General features: G+C 65.2%; 14 protein-coding genes. 4 read left to right on the top strand and 10 right to left on the bottom strand.

The window, feature by feature from the left end:
- Positions 1-18 precede the first annotated feature (18 nt).
- Positions 19-2481 carry a penicillin acylase family protein gene (locus ACROUL_RS12700; protein ID WP_431299834.1) on the top strand — a complete coding sequence of 821 codons (2463 nt, stop codon included), beginning with the start codon at positions 19-21 and terminating at the stop codon, positions 2479-2481.
- A gap of 8 nt (positions 2482-2489) precedes the next feature.
- Here the strand turns inward: ACROUL_RS12700 and hflX are convergent, their stop codons facing one another.
- The 9 genes from hflX to dusB form a co-directional block, all read right to left on the bottom strand.
- Entirely contained in the window at positions 2490-3803 is a 1314-nt protein-coding gene (gene hflX, locus ACROUL_RS12705; RefSeq protein ID WP_431299835.1) for a GTPase HflX, read from the bottom strand.
- Between the two features lie 32 nt (positions 3804-3835).
- Positions 3836-4069, bottom strand: coding sequence for an RNA chaperone Hfq (gene hfq, locus ACROUL_RS12710; RefSeq protein ID WP_008028786.1), 234 nt, complete (start codon positions 4067-4069; stop codon positions 3836-3838).
- A 192-nt stretch (positions 4070-4261) separates the two neighbouring features.
- A complete protein-coding gene (locus ACROUL_RS12715; protein ID WP_431299836.1) occupies positions 4262-5776 on the bottom strand; it encodes a TrkH family potassium uptake protein in 1515 nt (504 codons plus the stop codon).
- 3 nt (positions 5777-5779) lie between these two features.
- Positions 5780-7156, bottom strand: coding sequence for a Trk system potassium transporter TrkA (gene trkA, locus ACROUL_RS12720; RefSeq protein ID WP_431299837.1), 1377 nt, complete (start codon positions 7154-7156; stop codon positions 5780-5782).
- 111 nt (positions 7157-7267) lie between these two features.
- Entirely contained in the window at positions 7268-8665 is a 1398-nt protein-coding gene (locus tag ACROUL_RS12725) for a sigma-54-dependent transcriptional regulator (protein WP_431299838.1), read from the bottom strand.
- Positions 8666-8668: 3 nt separating this feature from the next.
- Positions 8669-10927 carry an ATP-binding protein gene (locus tag ACROUL_RS12730; RefSeq protein WP_431299839.1) on the bottom strand — a complete coding sequence of 753 codons (2259 nt, stop codon included), beginning with the start codon at positions 10925-10927 and terminating at the stop codon, positions 8669-8671.
- A gap of 112 nt (positions 10928-11039) precedes the next feature.
- Positions 11040-12404, bottom strand: a complete 1365-nt coding sequence (locus ACROUL_RS12735; RefSeq protein WP_431299840.1) for a response regulator — start codon at positions 12402-12404, stop codon at positions 11040-11042.
- The gene (locus tag ACROUL_RS12740) at positions 12404-13507 is read right to left on the bottom strand and encodes a two-component system sensor histidine kinase NtrB (RefSeq protein WP_431299841.1); all 1104 of its coding nucleotides are present in this window, start codon (positions 13505-13507) and stop codon (positions 12404-12406) included. The genes ACROUL_RS12735 and ACROUL_RS12740 overlap by 1 nt, the downstream gene beginning before the upstream one ends.
- Entirely contained in the window at positions 13504-14481 is a 978-nt protein-coding gene (gene dusB / locus ACROUL_RS12745) for a tRNA dihydrouridine synthase DusB (RefSeq protein ID WP_431299842.1), read from the bottom strand. Before dusB ends, ACROUL_RS12740 begins: the two co-directional genes overlap by 4 nt.
- Before the next feature lie 185 nt (positions 14482-14666).
- On the opposite strand from dusB, the gene ACROUL_RS12750 reads away from it, so the two are divergent.
- The 3 genes from ACROUL_RS12750 to ACROUL_RS12760 are packed head-to-tail and all read left to right on the top strand — an operon-like array spanning position 14667 to position 16749.
- The gene (locus ACROUL_RS12750; protein ID WP_431299843.1) at positions 14667-15791 is read left to right on the top strand and encodes a bifunctional 2-C-methyl-D-erythritol 4-phosphate cytidylyltransferase/2-C-methyl-D-erythritol 2,4-cyclodiphosphate synthase; all 1125 of its coding nucleotides are present in this window, start codon (positions 14667-14669) and stop codon (positions 15789-15791) included.
- Positions 15788-16285 (top strand): phosphatidylglycerophosphatase A family protein, encoded by a 498-nt coding sequence (locus ACROUL_RS12755; protein ID WP_431299844.1) that lies wholly within the window; start codon positions 15788-15790, stop codon positions 16283-16285. Before ACROUL_RS12750 ends, ACROUL_RS12755 begins: the two co-directional genes overlap by 4 nt.
- Positions 16282-16749 carry a CinA family protein gene (locus ACROUL_RS12760; RefSeq protein WP_431299845.1) on the top strand — a complete coding sequence of 156 codons (468 nt, stop codon included), beginning with the start codon at positions 16282-16284 and terminating at the stop codon, positions 16747-16749. The genes ACROUL_RS12755 and ACROUL_RS12760 overlap by 4 nt, the downstream gene beginning before the upstream one ends.
- Here ACROUL_RS12760 and ACROUL_RS12765 read toward each other — a convergent pair.
- On the bottom strand, positions 16746-17339 hold the full coding sequence (locus ACROUL_RS12765; protein ID WP_431299846.1) for a uridine kinase family protein: 594 nt from the start codon (positions 17337-17339) through the stop codon (positions 16746-16748). The two genes, ACROUL_RS12760 and ACROUL_RS12765, sit on opposite strands and share 4 nt — an antisense overlap.
- Positions 17340-17342 lie beyond the last annotated feature (3 nt).

Consider the following 17342-nt stretch of genomic DNA (forward strand, 5'->3'; position numbering starts at 1 on the left):
GTCAAGAACAGGCCCCAGATGTTGACCGCCTTTCGCTGGCTGATCCGTATAGTCTCGGGCTTGATCGTTCTGGCCGTGATCGGCCTGACGCTGGCCTATTGGATCCTGTCGCGGTCGCTTGTCGATTATGCCGAGGATTTCACCGTGCCGGGGATCAGCGCCCCGGTCGAGATCGTGCGCAACAACGACAACGTGCCGCACATCTTTGGCAAGACCGACGAGGACGTGTTCTATGCGCTGGGGTTCGCCCATGCACAGGACCGGCTGTGGCAGATGACGATGCTGCGGCGCACGGCACAGGGGCGGCTGTCTGAGGTGTTCGGGCAGGCCACAGTCAAGACCGACGAGTTGTTGCGCCGGTTCGATCTTTACGGGCTGGCGCTGGCGTCGGTTGCGGCGCAGGACGCTCAGACCAAGCGCGCGCTGATTGCCTATTCCGCAGGGGTAAACGCCTGGATCAGTGAGATCAACAAGGGCGCGCGGGGACGTGGCGCGCCGGAGTTCTTCTTCTTTTCCAACGAGATCGCGGCCTGGGCGCCGGCGGATTCGATTGCCATTATCAAGCTTATGGCGCTGCAATTGACGGGGCAGATGGAATCCGAAGTGCTGCGGGCGCGGATGTCGCTGCTGTTGCCCCCCGAGCGGCTGGCAGACCTGCTGCCCGACGATCCGGGGCAAGGGGTGGCCGCCCTGCCCGATTACGCAAGCCTTGTGCCGAATGTGAAACCGTCGTTCGAGCCGGTAGAGTTTGCCGAAGGGGCGCTGTCGCCGGTGCCGGAACTCGGCTTTTCGGGTGCCTCCAATTCGTGGGCGGCAACGCCGGGACGGTCGGCGGCGGGCGGCAGCCTTCTGGCCAACGACCCGCATCTTGGGTTCACCGCGCCGTCGATCTGGTATCTGGCGCGGCTGGAACTGGAATCGGGCGGCGTGATCGGCGGCACCATCCCGGGCGTGCCGGTGGTGCTGGTGGGCCGGTCGGACGCGCTGGGGTGGGGGCTGACCACGGCTTATGTCGACGATCAGGACGTGCTGATCGAGGAATTGAACCCGGACAATCCGGAAGAGTATCGCACGCCGGACGGTTGGGCGAGTTTTGAAAAGCGCCAGTCGATCATCAAGGTCAAGGACGGCGAGCCTTTGACGCTGACGCTGCGCTGGTCGAAGAACGGGCCGATCCTGCCCGGCACGCATTACGATCTGGGGTCGGTGACGCCGGCGGGGCATGTCGCGGCGCTGGCATGGACGGCGCTGTCGGGGGCGGACACATCGGTCACGGCGTCGATGCGGCTGATGCGGGCGAAGTCGATCCCCGAGGCGATCGAGGCAGGGCGGTTGCATGTGGCCCCGGCGCAGAACCTGATGCTGGCCGATACGAGTGGGATCGCGATGCAGGTGATCGGGGCAATTCCGGCGCGCGATCCGGGGCACAAGTCGCAAGGGCGGATGCCGTCCTTGGGGGCCGAGGCGGTGAACGGGTTCAAGGGGGTGCTGCCGTATGAGGACAACCCACGCTTTGTAAACCCGACCTCGGGGCTTTTGGGCAATACCAACAACAAGACGGTGGACCGGCCCTTTCCGAACCATGTGAGCTTTGACTGGGGCGATACACAGCGCATCCAGCGTTGGCTGACGCTGATGAAGGCGCGCGAGGTGCATACGCGCGAAAGCTTCATCGAGGCGCAACTGGATACGGTGAACCCGACGGCGCGTCTCTTGTTGCCACTGATCGGGGCGGAGTTGTGGTTCACCGGCGAGGCGGCCCCGGAGGGCACGCCCGAGCGGATGCGGCAGAAGGCGCTGATCCTGCTGGCCGAATGGAACGGCGAGATGAGCGAGCATTTGCCGGAGCCGTTGATCGCCGAGGCGTGGCTGCGCGCGCTGATGGACCGGCTGATCCGGGATGAGCTGGGCGCGATGGCAGACAGTTTCACCCACCCCTCGCCCATCTTCATGGAGCGGGTCTACCGCGATGTGGACGGCGCGTCGGTGTGGTGCGACGTGGTGCAATCGGCGGCGGTGGAAAGCTGCGCCGATCTGGCGCGGATCGCCTTGGACGAGGCGCTGCTCAGGCTGTCGGAGACCTATGGGCCGAACGTTGAGAGCTGGCGCTGGGGCGACGCACATCAGGCGACGCATGACCATCCGGTGCTGGGTCAGGTGCCGTTCCTGCGGTACTTCGTGAACATCCGTCAGTCGACCAGCGGCGGGGATGATACGCTGATGCGGGGGCTGACGAAGGGGACCGGGCCAAACCCCTACCTCAACGTGCATGGCGCGGGGTATCGGGGGGTGTATGATTTCGCCGACCCAGACAGTTCGGTGTTCGTCAGCGCGACCGGGCAATCGGGGCATCCCTTGAGCCGGCATTACGATGATCTGGGCGAGTTGTGGCGGCGGGGGGAATATATCCCGATGTCGCTGGACCCCGATCTGGCGCGCGCGGCGGCCGCAGGGGTGATGGTGCTGACGCCCGAGAAGTAGTCTGGGCGTCAGACCCGTAGCTGGGCGTAGCTGCCTTGCTGGCGTTTGGTCCAGGAGACGGTGATCTGCCAGCCGTCCTCGACCTCGGTTTCCGATTGCACCACGCCTTCGGCGTGAAGCCAGGCGCGCTTGCGGCCTTCCGAAAACGCGAGGCGCAAGGTTTCGTCGATCTTGGCCTCGTCGAAGGCTTGCGACACGGCGGCGAGCAGCGCTTCGACGCCTTCGCCGGTCAGGGCCGAGACGGCGTAGATGCCGGGGCGGGATTGCGCTTCCAGCGCGGCGCGGGCGCTGGGGGAGACGAGGTCAAGCTTGTTCCAGACCTCGATCACCGGAGTGCTTTCCTTGACACCAAGCGAAGTGAGGATTTCGGCCACGTCCTGCGCCTGTTCGGCGGTTTCGGGGTGGCTGATGTCACGGACGTGGAGGATGAGGTCAGCCTCCAGTACCTCTTCCAGCGTGGCACGGAAGGCGGCGACAAGCTGGGTTGGCAGGTCGGAGATGAAGCCCACGGTGTCGGAGGCGATGATCTTGCGTCCCGCCCCGCCATTGATCGACGGCAGCACGATGCCGCGCATCGTGGGGTCGAGCGTGGCGAAAAGCATGTCCTTGGCCAGCACGTCAGCCCCGGTCATGCGGTTGAACAGCGTGGATTTTCCGGCGTTGGTGTAGCCCACGAGCGCCACCAGCGGAAACGGCACCTTGCGGCGCGAGGCGCGGTGCAGTTCGCGGGTCTTGACCACCTTGTCGAGCTGGCGCTTCAGGCGGATCACCTGATCGTCGATGGCCCGGCGGTCAGATTCAAGCTGCGTTTCGCCGGGGCCGCCAACAAAGCCGAAGCCACCGCGCTGGCGTTCAAGGTGGGTCCATGCACGGACCAGACGGGTGCGCTGGTAGCTGAGCGCGGCAAGTTCGACCTGCAACACGCCTTCACGGGTGCGGGCGCGGTCGGCAAAGATTTCGAGGATCAGGGAGGTGCGGTCAAGAAGCTTGACCCCCCATTCCTTTTCCAGATTGCGCTGCTGCACGGGCGAGACGGTGCCATCGACGAGCACGAGTTCGATGTGGTCGGCCTTGAAGCGGGCCTTCAACTCTTCGACCTTGCCGGAGCCGATCAGGGTAGCGGGCTGGACGCGGGCCAGACGCACCACTTCGGAACCGACAACCTCCAGTTCAGGCAACGCGGCTGCCAGTGCCACCGCCTCGGCCAGCCCGTGTTCGGGCAGGCGGCGGGCGGTGGAGGATTTCAGCGCGGGATGCAGGACATAGGCACGCGTTGGCGCAGCGGCGGTATCGCGCAGCCGCGCCCCTGCCCGTTCGGGCAACAGTTCGTCATCATCCTCGGGGTGGTCGGAGATCAGTCTTCCCCTTCATAGAGGCTGATCGGTGCCCCCGGCATGATCGTCGAAATCGCGTGCTTGTAGACAAGCTGGGACTGGCCATCCCGGCGCAGGAGCACGCAGAAATTGTCGAACCAGGTAATCACACCCTGCAGCTTTACACCGTTGATCAGGAATATCGTGACAGGAACCTTTGCCTTCCGGACATGGTTGAGGAAGGCGTCTTGCAGGTTTTGTTTATCGGCGGCCATTGCTTTTTTGCCTTGTTTTTCTATCGCTACGTTCACAGCCCTCGTTGACCGTCCGGATCCGGGGGAGGAACCTTCCCCCGGCTTTCCCTGGTGGCGTGGGGCACACGCATCCATGACGGCCAGTTTCAAGTATGGAGTGGCTGCAAAGGAGATTCCAGCGCAAAAATCAGGCCGTTACACTGACACGCTGGCCTAGCGCCGCCAGCCCGCAGGCGAGACGAGCGCAATCAGCGCCAGCATTTCCAATCGGCCCACCACCATAGCGACAGCAAGGGTGATCTTGACCGGCGCGGAAAGCCCTCCATAGGGGATGGGATCGAGGGTCGCCACATCGGCCAGTGCGCCGGTGGTGGTGAGCGCTGCGAGGCTGAGAACGAGGGCGGGCTCGAAGGCCACGCCCAACAACGACAGGGTGCCGATCACCACGGCAATCGACATGGCGAACAACATGAAGAACACCCAAGCCATGTAGGCGCCTTCGCGGCGCAGACGGCGCGCATCGGTGCCGCCACCGCCGATGGACGATGGGTGGATGATCTTTTCCAGTTCGCGCTGACCTTGGCGCAGAAGCGCGTAGACGCGCAGAAGCTTGACCCCGCCTGCCGTGGTGGCGACGCCGCCGCCGATTATCGCCAGCGCCAGCAGAAGAAGGCCGGGTGTGCCGAACCCTGACCAGTCGGTCGTCGAGCCCCAGTAGGCGCTTTCATAGCCGGTGGTGGTAAGGAACGAGGCCGAGGTGAAGACCGCGCCCCAGACCGCAGCAAGGAAGGCGAAGGGATCGTCAAAGCTGCGCGACCCGTCGCCAACCCAGTGACGGAGAAGAAGGACGACTGCGACTGTCAGCAGGATCAGCGCGGCCATCCGCAATTCCGGGTCGGCCGTCAGCGGGCGGTCGCTGTTGGCAAGGCCTTTGACCGGAAAAGCGCGGCGGGTCAGTGCGAAGATGAAGAAGAGGAAGATCAGGATTTCGCCCGCAATGCCAGAGGAGGCGGCGGCTGTGCCAAGACCGGCGGAGATGCCGCTGGTCGACAGGGTGCCCATCGCATGGACCAGCGCCGTGAGGCCGCTATCGCCGCAGATCAGCAGCCCGACCCAGAGCATGAACGTCAGCGCCGCGTAGATCGGCAGGATTTGCAGCGCATTTCGGGTCAGCCGTTCGGCTGGTTCGGCGATGCGGGTGATCTGGGCGGCGCCCGCCGTGCCACGCCCCGGCACCCGGCCCGAGATAACCTCGGCCCCGCCAAGGTTGAGGGGAGCGAGGATGGCGTAGGCCGACACCAGCGTCAGGAACCCGCCGAACCAGCCGATCGTGGCGCGCCAGAGATGGATCGACGGCGGCAGTCTGTCAGGGGCGTAGACCGTGGCGCCGGTGGTGGTGAAGGCCGACACCATCTCGAACCAAGCGTTCAGAAAGCTGGTGTCGGGCAATGCCTGCACCAACGGCAGCGCCATCGCGACGGGCAGCACGAGGTAGGCCGCGGCAAGGGCGGCCAACTGGCTGCGGGCGGCGTCGCGGGGGGTGTAGGCGGCGGTGGCGATGCCAAGCATCCCGGTGATGATCAGGAGGGCTATGCCGGAGTAAAAGAAGTGCCGCGCCAAAGCGCTGTCATTCAGGATCGCGGCATGTGCGGCGGGCAGGAAGGCCAAAAGCCCGGTCGCCCCGAGGAGGAGGACCAGCAGCGGCAGTTCGGAGAGCCGGGCGAACATACGTCAGAAAAAGTCGATGGAGACCTGCAGCAGGCGCTCCACTTCGGGGACGTCCTTGGTCATGGCGAAGAGGGCGATCACGTCGCCGGGGTCGATCCTGAGGTCGCCGGTGGGTTTCAGGACCTTGTCGCCCTTCATCACCGCGCCAACAAGGACGCCTTCGGGAAACTGGATGTCGCGCACGAGGCCGCCGGCGATGGGGGACGTGGACAGGACCTGCGCCTCGATCACCTCGGCCTCGGCGTCGCCGATGGAATAGACGCCGCGCACCCGTCCGTGGCGGATGTGGCGCAGGATAGACGAGACGGTGGTGGCGCGCGGGTTGATGTAGGCGTCGATGTCGAGGGGCGCCATCAGGGGGGCGAGCGTGGGGTCGTTGACCAGCGCGATCGACATGGAGCAACCGGCCTGCTTGGCGCGCACGGCGACGAGGAGGTTGGTCTTGTCGTCGTCGGTGACCGCAAGGACGGCATCGGCGCGGTCGACGGAGGCTTCCATCAGCTTGTCGATATCCATCCCGTCGCCGTGCAGCACGATGGTGCGCTCCAGCCGGTCGGCGGCGTATTCGGCAGTGGGGCGGTGCTTTTCGATGATCTTGGCGCGCACCCTGTCGGTACGGGCTTCAAGCGCGCGCGCCACCGCGAGGCCGACGTTGCCGCCGCCGATGATCAGCACGCGTTCCTGCTTTTTCGTTTTCTTGCCAAAGATTTCCAAGGCGCGGTTCACGTCCTCGGAATGGGTAAAGACGTAGATCTGGTCGTCTGTGTAAAGCTGGTCGCCCGCCTCGGGCGCGAACAGGCGACCCTCGCGGCGGATGCCGACGACGATGGCGCGCAGGGTGGAGAAAAGCTCGTTCAACTGGCGCAGGGGGGTGTTCAGGACCGGGCAATCTTCGGTCAGCTGGATGCCCAGAAGCTGGGCGCGGCCGCCCATGAAGATCTCGGTGTCGAAGGTGGCGGGCGCGGCGAGGCGTTGAAGGGCGGCCTCGGCCACCTCGCGTTCGGGGCTGATCACCACGTCGATGGCGAGGCGGTCGTTGTTGGTGAGGTCGCTGTAGAGGGTTTCAAGGTAGTTCTGCGCGCGGATGCGGGCGATCTTGCGGGTGATGTTGAAGATCGAATGGGCCACCTGACAGGTGACCATGTTGACCTCGTCTGAATGGGTGGCAGCGATGATCATATCCGCATCGCGCGCGCCGGCCTTTTCGAGAACGTCGGGGTGGCTGGCGAAACCGACCACACCTTGCACGTCAAGCGTTTCGGTGGCGCGGCGCACGAGATCGGCGTTCATGTCGACGACGGTGACATCGTTTCGTTCGCCGGAAAGGTGCCGGGCGATCTGCCAGCCCACCTGCCCCGCGCCGCAGATGATGACTTTCATCAAGGAACCCTGGATCGTGCCTGCCGGGCCTGAATGTCAGATCGAAGGGGGCGGGTCAACCGGGAGGGGGCCGGCCGGCCGGCGCAGGGTCGGCTTTCCCCGTTCAGACCGCTACTCCTCGAACTCGTCGAAGACCGGGCGGCCGTTGGCCTTTGGCGCACCGACCACGCCCAGCGATTTGAGTTTGCGGTGCAAGGCCGAGCGTTCCATGCCGACGAAGGTCGCGGTGCGGCTGATATTGCCGCCGAAGCGGTTGATCTGGGTGAGAAGGTATTCCCGCTCGAACAGTTCGCGCGCCTCGCGCAGGGGCAAGGTCGCCACTGTTCCGCCAAGCGAGATCGCGCTATCCGCCTCGGCTTTCGGTTCGTTGCCGGGCAATTCGTGCGCCTCGATCGGACCGGAGCCTTCGCCAAGGATCAATACGCGTTCGATGATGTTGCGCAATTGGCGGATGTTTCCCGGCCACGGCATGGTTTGCAGCATCGCCTCGGCATCGGGGGTCAAGCTGCGGGCTGGCAGGCCTTGGGTGCGGTGGAACCAGTCGACGAAGTGCTGAGTCAGTTCGGGAATGTCTTCGCGCCGTTCAGTCAACGCCGGAACCGGGATCGGCACCACGTTAAGCCGATCATAAAGTTCCTGCCGGAAGCGGCCCATGCCGATCTCGGCGCGCAAGTCGCGGGTGGTGGAAGAGATGACGCGCAGATCGACACGCACCTTGTCGGCACCACCGACGCGGGTGAACTGCTGTTCGGTAAGGACGCGGAGGATCTTTGACTGGGTGCCAAGCGGCATGTCGGCCACCTCGTCAAAATAGACGATGCCGCCGTGCGCCTGTTCCAGAAGACCCGGTTCGACCCCGCGTTCAGCGGTTTCGCGGCCGAAAAGCACCTCTTCCATCCGCTCGGGTTCGATGGTGGCTGAGGAAACCGTGACGAAGGGGGCGCTGGCGCGGTTGGAATTGGCATGGATGTAGCGGGCGGCCATTTCCTTGCCCGAACCTGGCTGGCCGGTCAGCATGACACGGCCATTGGATTTGGTGACCTTGTCGAGGTTGACCTTCAGCGTCTTGAAGGCAGTGGACGAGCCGATCATTTCCGACGAGCTGACGTCCTTGCGCCGCAGTTCCTGATTTTCGCGGCGCAGGCGCGAGGTTTCCATCGCGCGGGCCACGACCACCATCAGCTGGTCTATGTTGAAGGGCTTTTCGATGAAGTCGTAGGCGCCCTGCTTTATCGCAGCGACGGCGATTTCAATGTTTCCATGACCGGAGATAATCACCACCGGAATATCGGGATTGTCGCGCTTTACCGTCTTCAGGATGTCGATCCCGTCCATCCGGCTGTCCTTGAGCCAGATGTCGAGGATCATCAGGGCGGGCGGTTCCTGATTGATTTCCGCCATGCAGTCGTCGGAATTGCCAGCGAGGCGAACGGCATAGCCTTCGTCGCGCAGGATGTCGCCAACCAGTTCGCGGATGTCCTGTTCGTCGTCAACGATCAGAATACTCATGCTTCAACCTCCTTGCCCACTTGGGCCTTGTGTCTTGGGGCGACGCCGGACGAGGCGTGGCAGACGGATTTCCGCCATCGCGCCGGGGTGGGCGTTGCCGCCGAATGGGGGGGCATCGAGAAGGGCCAGCGTGCCGCCATGTTCCTCGATGATCTTCTTGACAATGGGCAGGCCGAGGCCGGTTCCCTTGTCGCGGGTGGTCACGTAGGGTTCGAAAAGACGCGCGCGGTCCAAGGGAAGGCCGGTGCCGTTGTCCATGATGCGGATCACGGCCTCGCTGTCGTCGGCCTGCATCTGGATGCGGATTTCAGGGGAGTGGCCGTTGGATGCGCCCTTTTCCTGCAGCGTTTCAATGGCTTCACCGGCGTTCTTGATGAGGTTCGTCAGCGCCTGCCCGATCATCGTGGGATCAAGATCCATGCTGACCGGAGTTTTCGGAATGTCGGAGACGAAATGCACCGAAGGCTGGCCATTGGTCTGCAACAGGACCGCGCCGCGCAGAAGTTCCGCCAGATCGCAGTCGCGGCGGTCGGGTTCGGGCATCCGGGCGAACTTGGAGAACTCGTCGACGATACGTCGCAGGTCGTTGGTCTGGCGGATTATGACGTCAGTGTATTGTTCGAGGTCTTCGTGGTCGCGAACCTGAGAGGCGAACTTGCGCTTGATGCGTTCGGCGGAAAGCTGGATCGGGGTGAGCGGGTTCTTGATCTCGTGCGCAATGCGGCGGGCGACGTCGCCCCAGGCGGCCATGCGTTGGGCAGAGACGAGGTCGGTGACGTCATCAAAGGCCACGACGAAGCCTTCAAGCCCGCCCGCGTCGTTGCGCCGGACCGACATGCGCACGAGAAGGCTTTCCAGCTTGCCCTTGCGGGTGACGCGGATTTCTTCCTGAACTGCGGTGCCGGTGCCGTCGCGGAGGCGTTCCAAAAGCGGCGCGAATTCGGGAACTGCGGCGGGAAGCGTCGTGGCGGTTTCGCCATCGGCGAGGTCGAGGAGGCGGTCGGCAGCGCGGTTGACGAATTCCACCCTGCCCTCGCCATCGAGGCCGATGACGCCAGCGGTGACGTTGGAAAGCACCGAATCGAACAGGCGGCGGCGAAGTTCGGTCTGGTGGTGGCCTTCCATCAACGCCTCGCGCTGACCTTTCAGCTGGCGGGTCATCTGGTTGAAGAGGCGGCCGAGCATGGCGATTTCGTCGTCGCCCTCTTCTTCCATCACCTGCACGTCTAGATCGCCGCCACCGACGCGCTGCGCGGCCCCGGCAAGGCGGCCGACAGGGCGTGACAGGCGTTCGGCGAACCACAGGCCAAGCCAGATCGCAGCGAGCACGAGGATCAGCGCGAAGCCGAGGTAGATCAGGCCGAAGTTGAACAAAAGGCGGCCCCGTTCGCTTTCAAGCTGGTTGTAAAGCTGGACGGTCTGCTGGGTTTCGTCGAGAAGCGAGAGGATCGAGCCGTCAACCTCGCGGCTGACATAGAGGTAGCGGTCGGCGTAGGCGTCGAGGTGGACGAGGGCGCGAAACTCGTTGTTCGGCCAGTCGGGGATCAGGACGGTCTGGCCCTTGCGCGCCTCGTCAAGCTGGGCGGCGGTGACGGCTTCAAAGCCGAAGAGGTAGGACCGTTCGCCGCGGGTCTGCAATTCGCCCCCGCCGTCGACGAGGTAGGCTTCCTTGAGGCCGCGCTGGATGGCGGTCTGACCTTGGGTCAGAAGCGGGCGCAGCTGGTCATCACGCAGGAACGAGGTGCGTTCCTTGGCGCGGTTGATGTAGGCCGCCAGAGCGTTTGCATCGGCTGTCAGGTCATCGCGCTGCTCGGCTTCGTAGGCCTGGGCTGCGGCGAGCGAGGAGCCGACGACGGAGCGGACGCGTTCGGAAAACCAGCCCTCAAGCCCGATGTTGACCGAAAGGACGGCGAACACCGCGACAAGGACGGTCGGGGTCAGCGCGATCAGCATGAACACGCCCGAAAGCCGCAGGTGCAGGCGCGACCCGGCGGATTGGCTGCGCCGGTCGGCGATCATCCGCGCGACGCGGGCGAGGACCAGCGCCGCGATCACAAGGACATAGACGAGATCCGAGAGGAGGATCAGGCGCAGCGACGGCGAGGTCGCGCCCTGGTTGAAGGGGCCAAGCGCAAGGAACGTGGCCACGGCAAGGACCGGGCCGAGCAGCACGAGGCCGAGCGTTACCGCCGTCTGGAAACGGCGTTGCCGCCGCAGCCGAGAAACCCTTGCCCAGACGTCGCTGCGAACTGCGCGTTGCAAGCCTTGCGCCCCATTGACCGGGGTCCATGCGCCCCCTTGCCACTATATCTTGACGGGTGACGATGTGAAACCCAAAAGACACGGGCGATGTGGCGCAGTTACATCAACCCGCCTACATCAGCTTGCGGCGGCGGGTGACGCGGATGTCGAGATCGGTGATCTTCTTGCGCAGGGTATTGCGGTTGATGCCAAGAAGGTCAGCGCATTTCGCCTGATTACCGGCGGTTGCATCAAGCGCGATCTCGATCAGCGGAGTTTCCACCTCGCGCAGGATGCGCTGGTAGACGCCGGCGGGGGGCAACTGGCCGCCGTGCAGATCGAAGTAGCGCTTCAGGTGGCGGGCGACCGAGGCGGAGAGCTTTTCGCCTTCGCCGCCGCCGCTGCGCGGTTCGGGGCTGGGCTGGTTGCCAAGAACCTGCTCGATTTCGGACTTGGTGATTTCGGTTTCCGAGGAGGTGACGAGCAGGCGCCGGATTGTGTTTTCCAACTGCCGAACGTTGCCCGGCCAACTGTAGACGCGGACAAGATCGCGGGCCTCGTTCGACAGGCGACGCATGGTGCCAAGGTCACGCTCGCCCTTGGTCAGGAAATGTTCAGCCAGCAGCGGGATATCATCGACCCGTTCGCGCAAGGACGGCACATGCAGGGTAACGCCGCCAAGTCGGTAGAAGAGGTCGGAGCGGAAGCCGCCGGTTTCCATGCGCTGCGCCAGATCGACCTGACTGGTGGCCATGATGCGCGGCGCGTTGTCACCCAGCATGTCGAGCATCCGCACGACGCGAGCCTGGGTGTCATCGTCGTAATCGGCCACCTCGTCGAACACGATGGAGCCGCCGCGAGCCTTGGCGAGCAGGGTAGAAGGGCCATCGACACCCTGCAGATCGGCGGCCTGGGCCACCACGAAGGGCAAGGTGCGGCGGTCGGAGAAATCGTGGATCGCGCGGGCGATGAGCGATTTTCCGGTGCCAGATTCACCCGTGATGAGGACGGAAAGATCGGTGTTCATGACGCGCGCGACAAGGCGGTAGAGCGCCTGCATCGCGGTGGTCCGCCCCACCAACGGCAGGTCGTCGCCGGGATCGCGCGGGGCGATCACGACCTTGGGGCCACGGCGCTTCTGATCGAGCGCGCGGGCAGAGCGTTTCATCAGATCGGGCAGGTCGAAGGGTTTCGGCAGGTAATCGAACGCCTCGGCCTCGGCCGCCTGGATCGCGGTCATGATGGTGTTTTGCGCCGAAATCACGATCACCGGCAGGCCGGGACGCATTTTCGAGATGCGGGGCAGCGCGTCGAGCCCGTTGCCATCGGGCATGATGACATCGGAGATGACGAGGTCGCCCTTGCCTTCCTCGACCCAGCGCATCAGCGTCATCAGGCTGGAGGTGGCGTGCACCTTGCAGCCCGCGCGCGTCAGCGCCTGGGTCAGCACCGTGCGGATCGTGCGGTCATCATCCGCAACCAGAACAGTGCCATCCATTACGGGGCCTCCTTCAGGGGTTTCTTGTCTTTTGGTGCCATCGGCAACGATACGCGAAAGGCGGTGCGGCCGGGGGTGCTGTCGACCGAGATCCAGCCTTCGTGGTCGGAAATGATCTTGGAGACGAGCGCGAGGCCAAGCCCGGTGCCGTTTTCGCGGCCCGAGACGAAGGGCTCGAAAATCTCGGCGGCGATTTCGGGCTTGATGCCGGGGCCGTCGTCGATGATCTCGATTTGCAGGGGCAAGGCGGCGGGTTTGCCATCCTTGCTGCGCAGGCGGAGCGAGAGGTCATAGAAGGTGTGGAGGCGGATCGTGCCGCCGGTCTTGCACGCCTCGGCCGCGTTCTTGATGAGGTTGAGGAACACCTGCATCAACTGGTCGCCGTCGGCGAAGGTCGGGGGCAGCGAGGGGTCGTAATCTTCGGTGATCGTCATGTGGGCGGCGAAACCGACGAGGGCGGATTTGCGGGCGCGGTCGAGCGCGTCGTGGATGTTGACGGGCTTGCGGTCCGGGGGGCGGATGTTGCCGAACTGTTCGACCTGTTCGAGAAGTTTCACGATGCGGCGGGTTTCGACGACGATGAGGTCGGTCAGTTCCTGATCTTCGGGCGAAAGGCCCATCGACAGAAGCTGTGCCGCCCCGGAAATTCCGGCCAGCGGGTTCTTGATTTCATGCGCCAGCATCTCGGCCATCCCGATTGCCGAGCGCGCGGCGGATTTGACGCCCATCGAGCGGCCGAGACGGTCGGCGATTTCGCGCGGGCTGAGGATCAGCATGATGACATCGGGGTTGTCGTGCATGGGCGCGACGTGGATCGTGCATTGCACGGGCGGGCGTTCGCCGGTGGTGACATCGACATCGTTGATGTTGAGGGGCGACTGGTTGGCGCGGGCGCGGGCCAGCGCTTCCTCCATCGGAGCGTCGATCGACAGGCGGTCGAAGGCGGGCTGGCCGCGAAGCGCCTTTTCGGAAGAGTTCAGGAAGGTTTCCGCAGCCGGGTTGACCTCGATGATATGGGCGGTGGCGTCGAGGAGGAGCGCTGGCAGCGGGAGCGAGGCCCAGATCACGCCAGGCACCGGGTATGGCATGCGGTATGGCGTCATGCGGCAAGCTCCATGTCGGCAAAGGCGTCGCGCAGGAGGCGGGTGACGGTGGCGGGATCGGTGGCGGTCAGGATGGCTTCGCGGGCGTGGTCGAGGCCCGCCTCCTCCAGATACCAGCCGAGGTGTTTGCGGGCCATCTTGAGGCCTAGGTCGAGGCCGTAGAACGACAGCATATCGTCGTAATGGGCGAGGATCATTTCGGCGCGCTGGGAGCCGTCGGGGATGGCCGGTGCGGGTGCGGCGAAGAGGTCGTGCGCGATTTCCGCCAGCCGCCAGGGCGCGCCTTGGGCGCCGCGCCCGATCATCACGCCATCGGCGTTGGAAAGACGGAGGGCTTCGCGGGCGGTTGGCGTGTCGATGATGTCGCCGTTGGCGATGACGGGGATGCTGACGGCCTCTTTCACCGCGCGGATTGCCTGCCAGTTGGCGGCGCCCTTGTAGAACTGGCAGCGGGTGCGGCCATGTATGGTGATCATCTGCACGCCGGCGCTTTCGGCGCGTTTGGCGAGGTCGGGGGCGTTGTGCAGCGTGTCGTCCCAGCCGAGGCGGGTTTTCAGCGTGACGGGGACGCGGACGGCCTTAACCACCGCTTCGATCAGCGTCAGCGCGAGGTCGAGGTCGCGCAGTAGCGCCGAGCCGCAGAGGCCGGTGGTCACCCGCTTTGAGGGGCAGCCCATGTTTATGTCGATGATCCGCGCGCCCTGCCCTTCGACGAGCCGAGCGGCTTCGGCCATCCAGTAAGGTTCGCGGCCGGCAAGCTGCACCGAGGTTGCCTGATCACCAAGGCCAAGCTCGGCGCGGGCGCGGGCTTCGGGGCGGGCGCGGACGATTTCTTCGGAGGCGACCATCTCGGATACCACGAGCCCCGCACCGAAACGGGCGACCATCCTGCGAAACGGCAGGTCGGTGATCCCGGCCAAGGGGGCCAGAAGAACGGGAGGGTCGATCCGCAGGGGGCCGAGGGCGATGGGCAACTGCCTAATCCTTGTGCGCTAGAACCATGAGCTAACTACGCGGCCCCGATGGGCCAAGCTCAGGACCGCAGTTTATGGCTGAAAAACATGCGATGCACAAATTATAGGCGCTTGCGCCTGATCCCGCGCCAGATTGTCAGGCGAAGCGCACTGGCCTAGACATTGGCAAAGCCGAAGGGAACCCCATGAGCACTGCTGTCATCATCGTTGCCGCTGGCCGGGGCACGCGCGCCGGGGGCGAGGTACCGAAGCAATGGCAGCTGCTGGCGGGGCGGCCAGTGCTGGCGCACACGCTGGCGGCATTTCGGGGGATGGATGTGGTGCTTGTGATCCATCCGGAGGATCGGACGCGGGCGGAGGCGCTGGGAGTTGGCGTGCGGCTGGTTGAGGGGGGCGCGACGCGGGACGCATCAGTGAAGGCGGCGCTGGAGGCGTTGGCGGGAACCGGGGCGACGCGCGTGCTGATCCATGATGGGGCGCGACCTTTTCCTTCCGCGGCGTTGATCGGGCGGCTGGTGGCGGCGCTGGACGAGCATCCGGGTGCGGCCCCTGCCCTTGCGGTGACCGATGCGTTGTGGCGGGGCGAGGCCGGGCTGGTGGCGGGGACGCAAAGTCGCGACGGCCTTTACCGCGCGCAGACACCGCAGGCGTTTCGGTTCGAGGCTATTCTGGCAGCACATCGGGCGCATCCGGGCGGTGCGGCGGATGATGTGGAGGTGGCACGGGCGACGGGGCTTGACGTGGCCATCGTCGAGGGCGACGAACAGAACCTGAAACTGACCTTTCCCGGCGACTTTGCGCGTGGCGAGGCGATCCTGAAGGGCCGGATGATGGATGTGCGGTTGGGCAACGGCTATGACGTGCACGCCTTTTGCGAGGGCGACCATGTCTGGCTATGCGGGGTGAAGGTGCCACATTCGCGCGGGCTGCTGGGACATTCGGATGCCGATGTAGGGATGCATGCGCTGACCGATGCGATCTACGGCGCCTTGGCCGAGGGCGACATCGGGCGGCATTTCCCGCCAAGCGACCCGCAGTGGAAGGGGGCGGCGAGCCACATCTTCCTGCGCCATGCGGCTGATCTGATGGCCAAGCGCGGGTATCGGCTGGCCAATTGCGACGTGACGCTGGTCTGCGAACGTCCGAAGATCGGGCCACATGCTATTGAAATGCAATCTGAATTGGCGCGGATCATGGGGGTTGATGTGGGGCTGGTTTCGGTGAAGGCGACGACGTCGGAGCGGCTGGGATTTACCGGGCGCGAAGAAGGCATCGCCGCGATAGCCACGGCCGCGCTGGTGCGGGCATGAGCCGGGCGTGGAGCATCTTTTTCGGCGTGGGGCTGATGCGCCCTGCCCCCGGCACGTGGGGATCGGCGGTGGCGATCCTGCTGGGGTTGATGATCGACCGGACCTTTGGCGTCTGGACCTTGCTGGGTGCGACGGTGGCGGTGACGGCGATCGGCTTTTGGGCCTGCGCGCGGGAATTGAAGGACCGCCCCGGAGCCGACCCCGGCGAGATTGTGATTGACGAGGTGGCGGGGCAATGGATCGCGCTGCTGTTTCCCGCGTTCGCATTCTGGAACCTGGGGATGCAGGACTGGGCGCATGTGGCGTGGCCGGGATGGGTGGCGGCGTTTGTGTTCTTTCGCCTGTTCGATATCTGGAAGCCGTGGCTGGTTGGCTGGGCCGACCGGCGCGGCGACGTGGTGGGCGTGATGCTGGATGACCTGATCGCAGGGGTGTTCGCCGGGCTTGCCGTGATGGTGGCGGCGGGTGTGGCGCATGGGGTGATCCTGCGATGAAGGCGGAGGAGGTTCTGCGACAGGCCCGGTTCTGGGGCATCCGCATTGCCACCGCCGAAAGCTGCACTGGCGGGATGGTCGCCGCCGCGCTGACCGACGTTGCCGGGTCGTCGGACGTGTTCGAACGCGGGTTCGTCACCTATTCCAACGCGTCCAAGGTTCAGATGCTGGGCGTGTCCGAGGCAACCTTGCAAGCGCATGGCGCGGTGTCGGAACCGGTCGCGCAGGAGATGGCCGAGGGCGCGCTGGCGCGGTCGGGGGTGGAACTGGTGGTGTCGGTCACCGGGATCGCCGGGCCGGGCGGATCGGAGTTCAAGCCGGAGGGGCGGGTGTGTTTCGGCCTTGCGCGGCGGGGTGAGCCGACGCGGGTGGAGACCGTGGAGTTTGGCGCGATCGGGCGGGCGAAAGTGCGCAAGGCCGCGACGGCGCATGCGCTGGCCATGCTGGGCGCCGCGCTGGTCTAGGACAGGCTGTCGAGGTCAAGCACCAGATCGAAAGCCTCGGCCGGGGCGGCGTGGGTGAAATACCACTCCTCGGCCTCGTGCCACTGGGTTTCCCACGGGCCGATCTCGCCTTCGCGCGCGACAAGGCGTGACAGGCGCAGGGCGTCGGGCACCAGCAGCAGAAGGCGAAGGTCGACGAGGTCGCGGAGGTCGGGCCGTGCGGCGTAGACGCCTTCGAGAAGGATGATCGGCGCGGGGTCCACTGTGGTTGCGGTGGTCTGAAGGCTGCCGTCGAACTCATCCCAGTCGAAGGCGTGATAGCGGGCGGCTTGGCCCGCGCGCAGGGTTGCAAGCACCCGGGCCTGTGCCTGCCAGTCTATGCAGAGTGCGGCGCGGCTTTCCGGGCTGATGCCAAGGATGCCGGTGCCGCCGGCGTAGAAATCGTCGCCTTCGATCACCCGCGCAGTTAGCCGGTCAGCCAGTGCCGCGGCGAAGGTGGATTTGCCGACCCCGCTGCGCCCGTCGATGGCGACGATCAGCGGCCCGGACCGGTCGCGGGCCGCTGTCGTTATCAAGTTGGCGGCCCGGTCAAGGGCGGTGGGGTCGGGCAACGC

The organism is Tabrizicola sp. BL-A-41-H6 (assembly GCF_050632395.1).
GTDB lineage: Bacteria > Pseudomonadota > Alphaproteobacteria > Rhodobacterales > Rhodobacteraceae > JAUYQR01.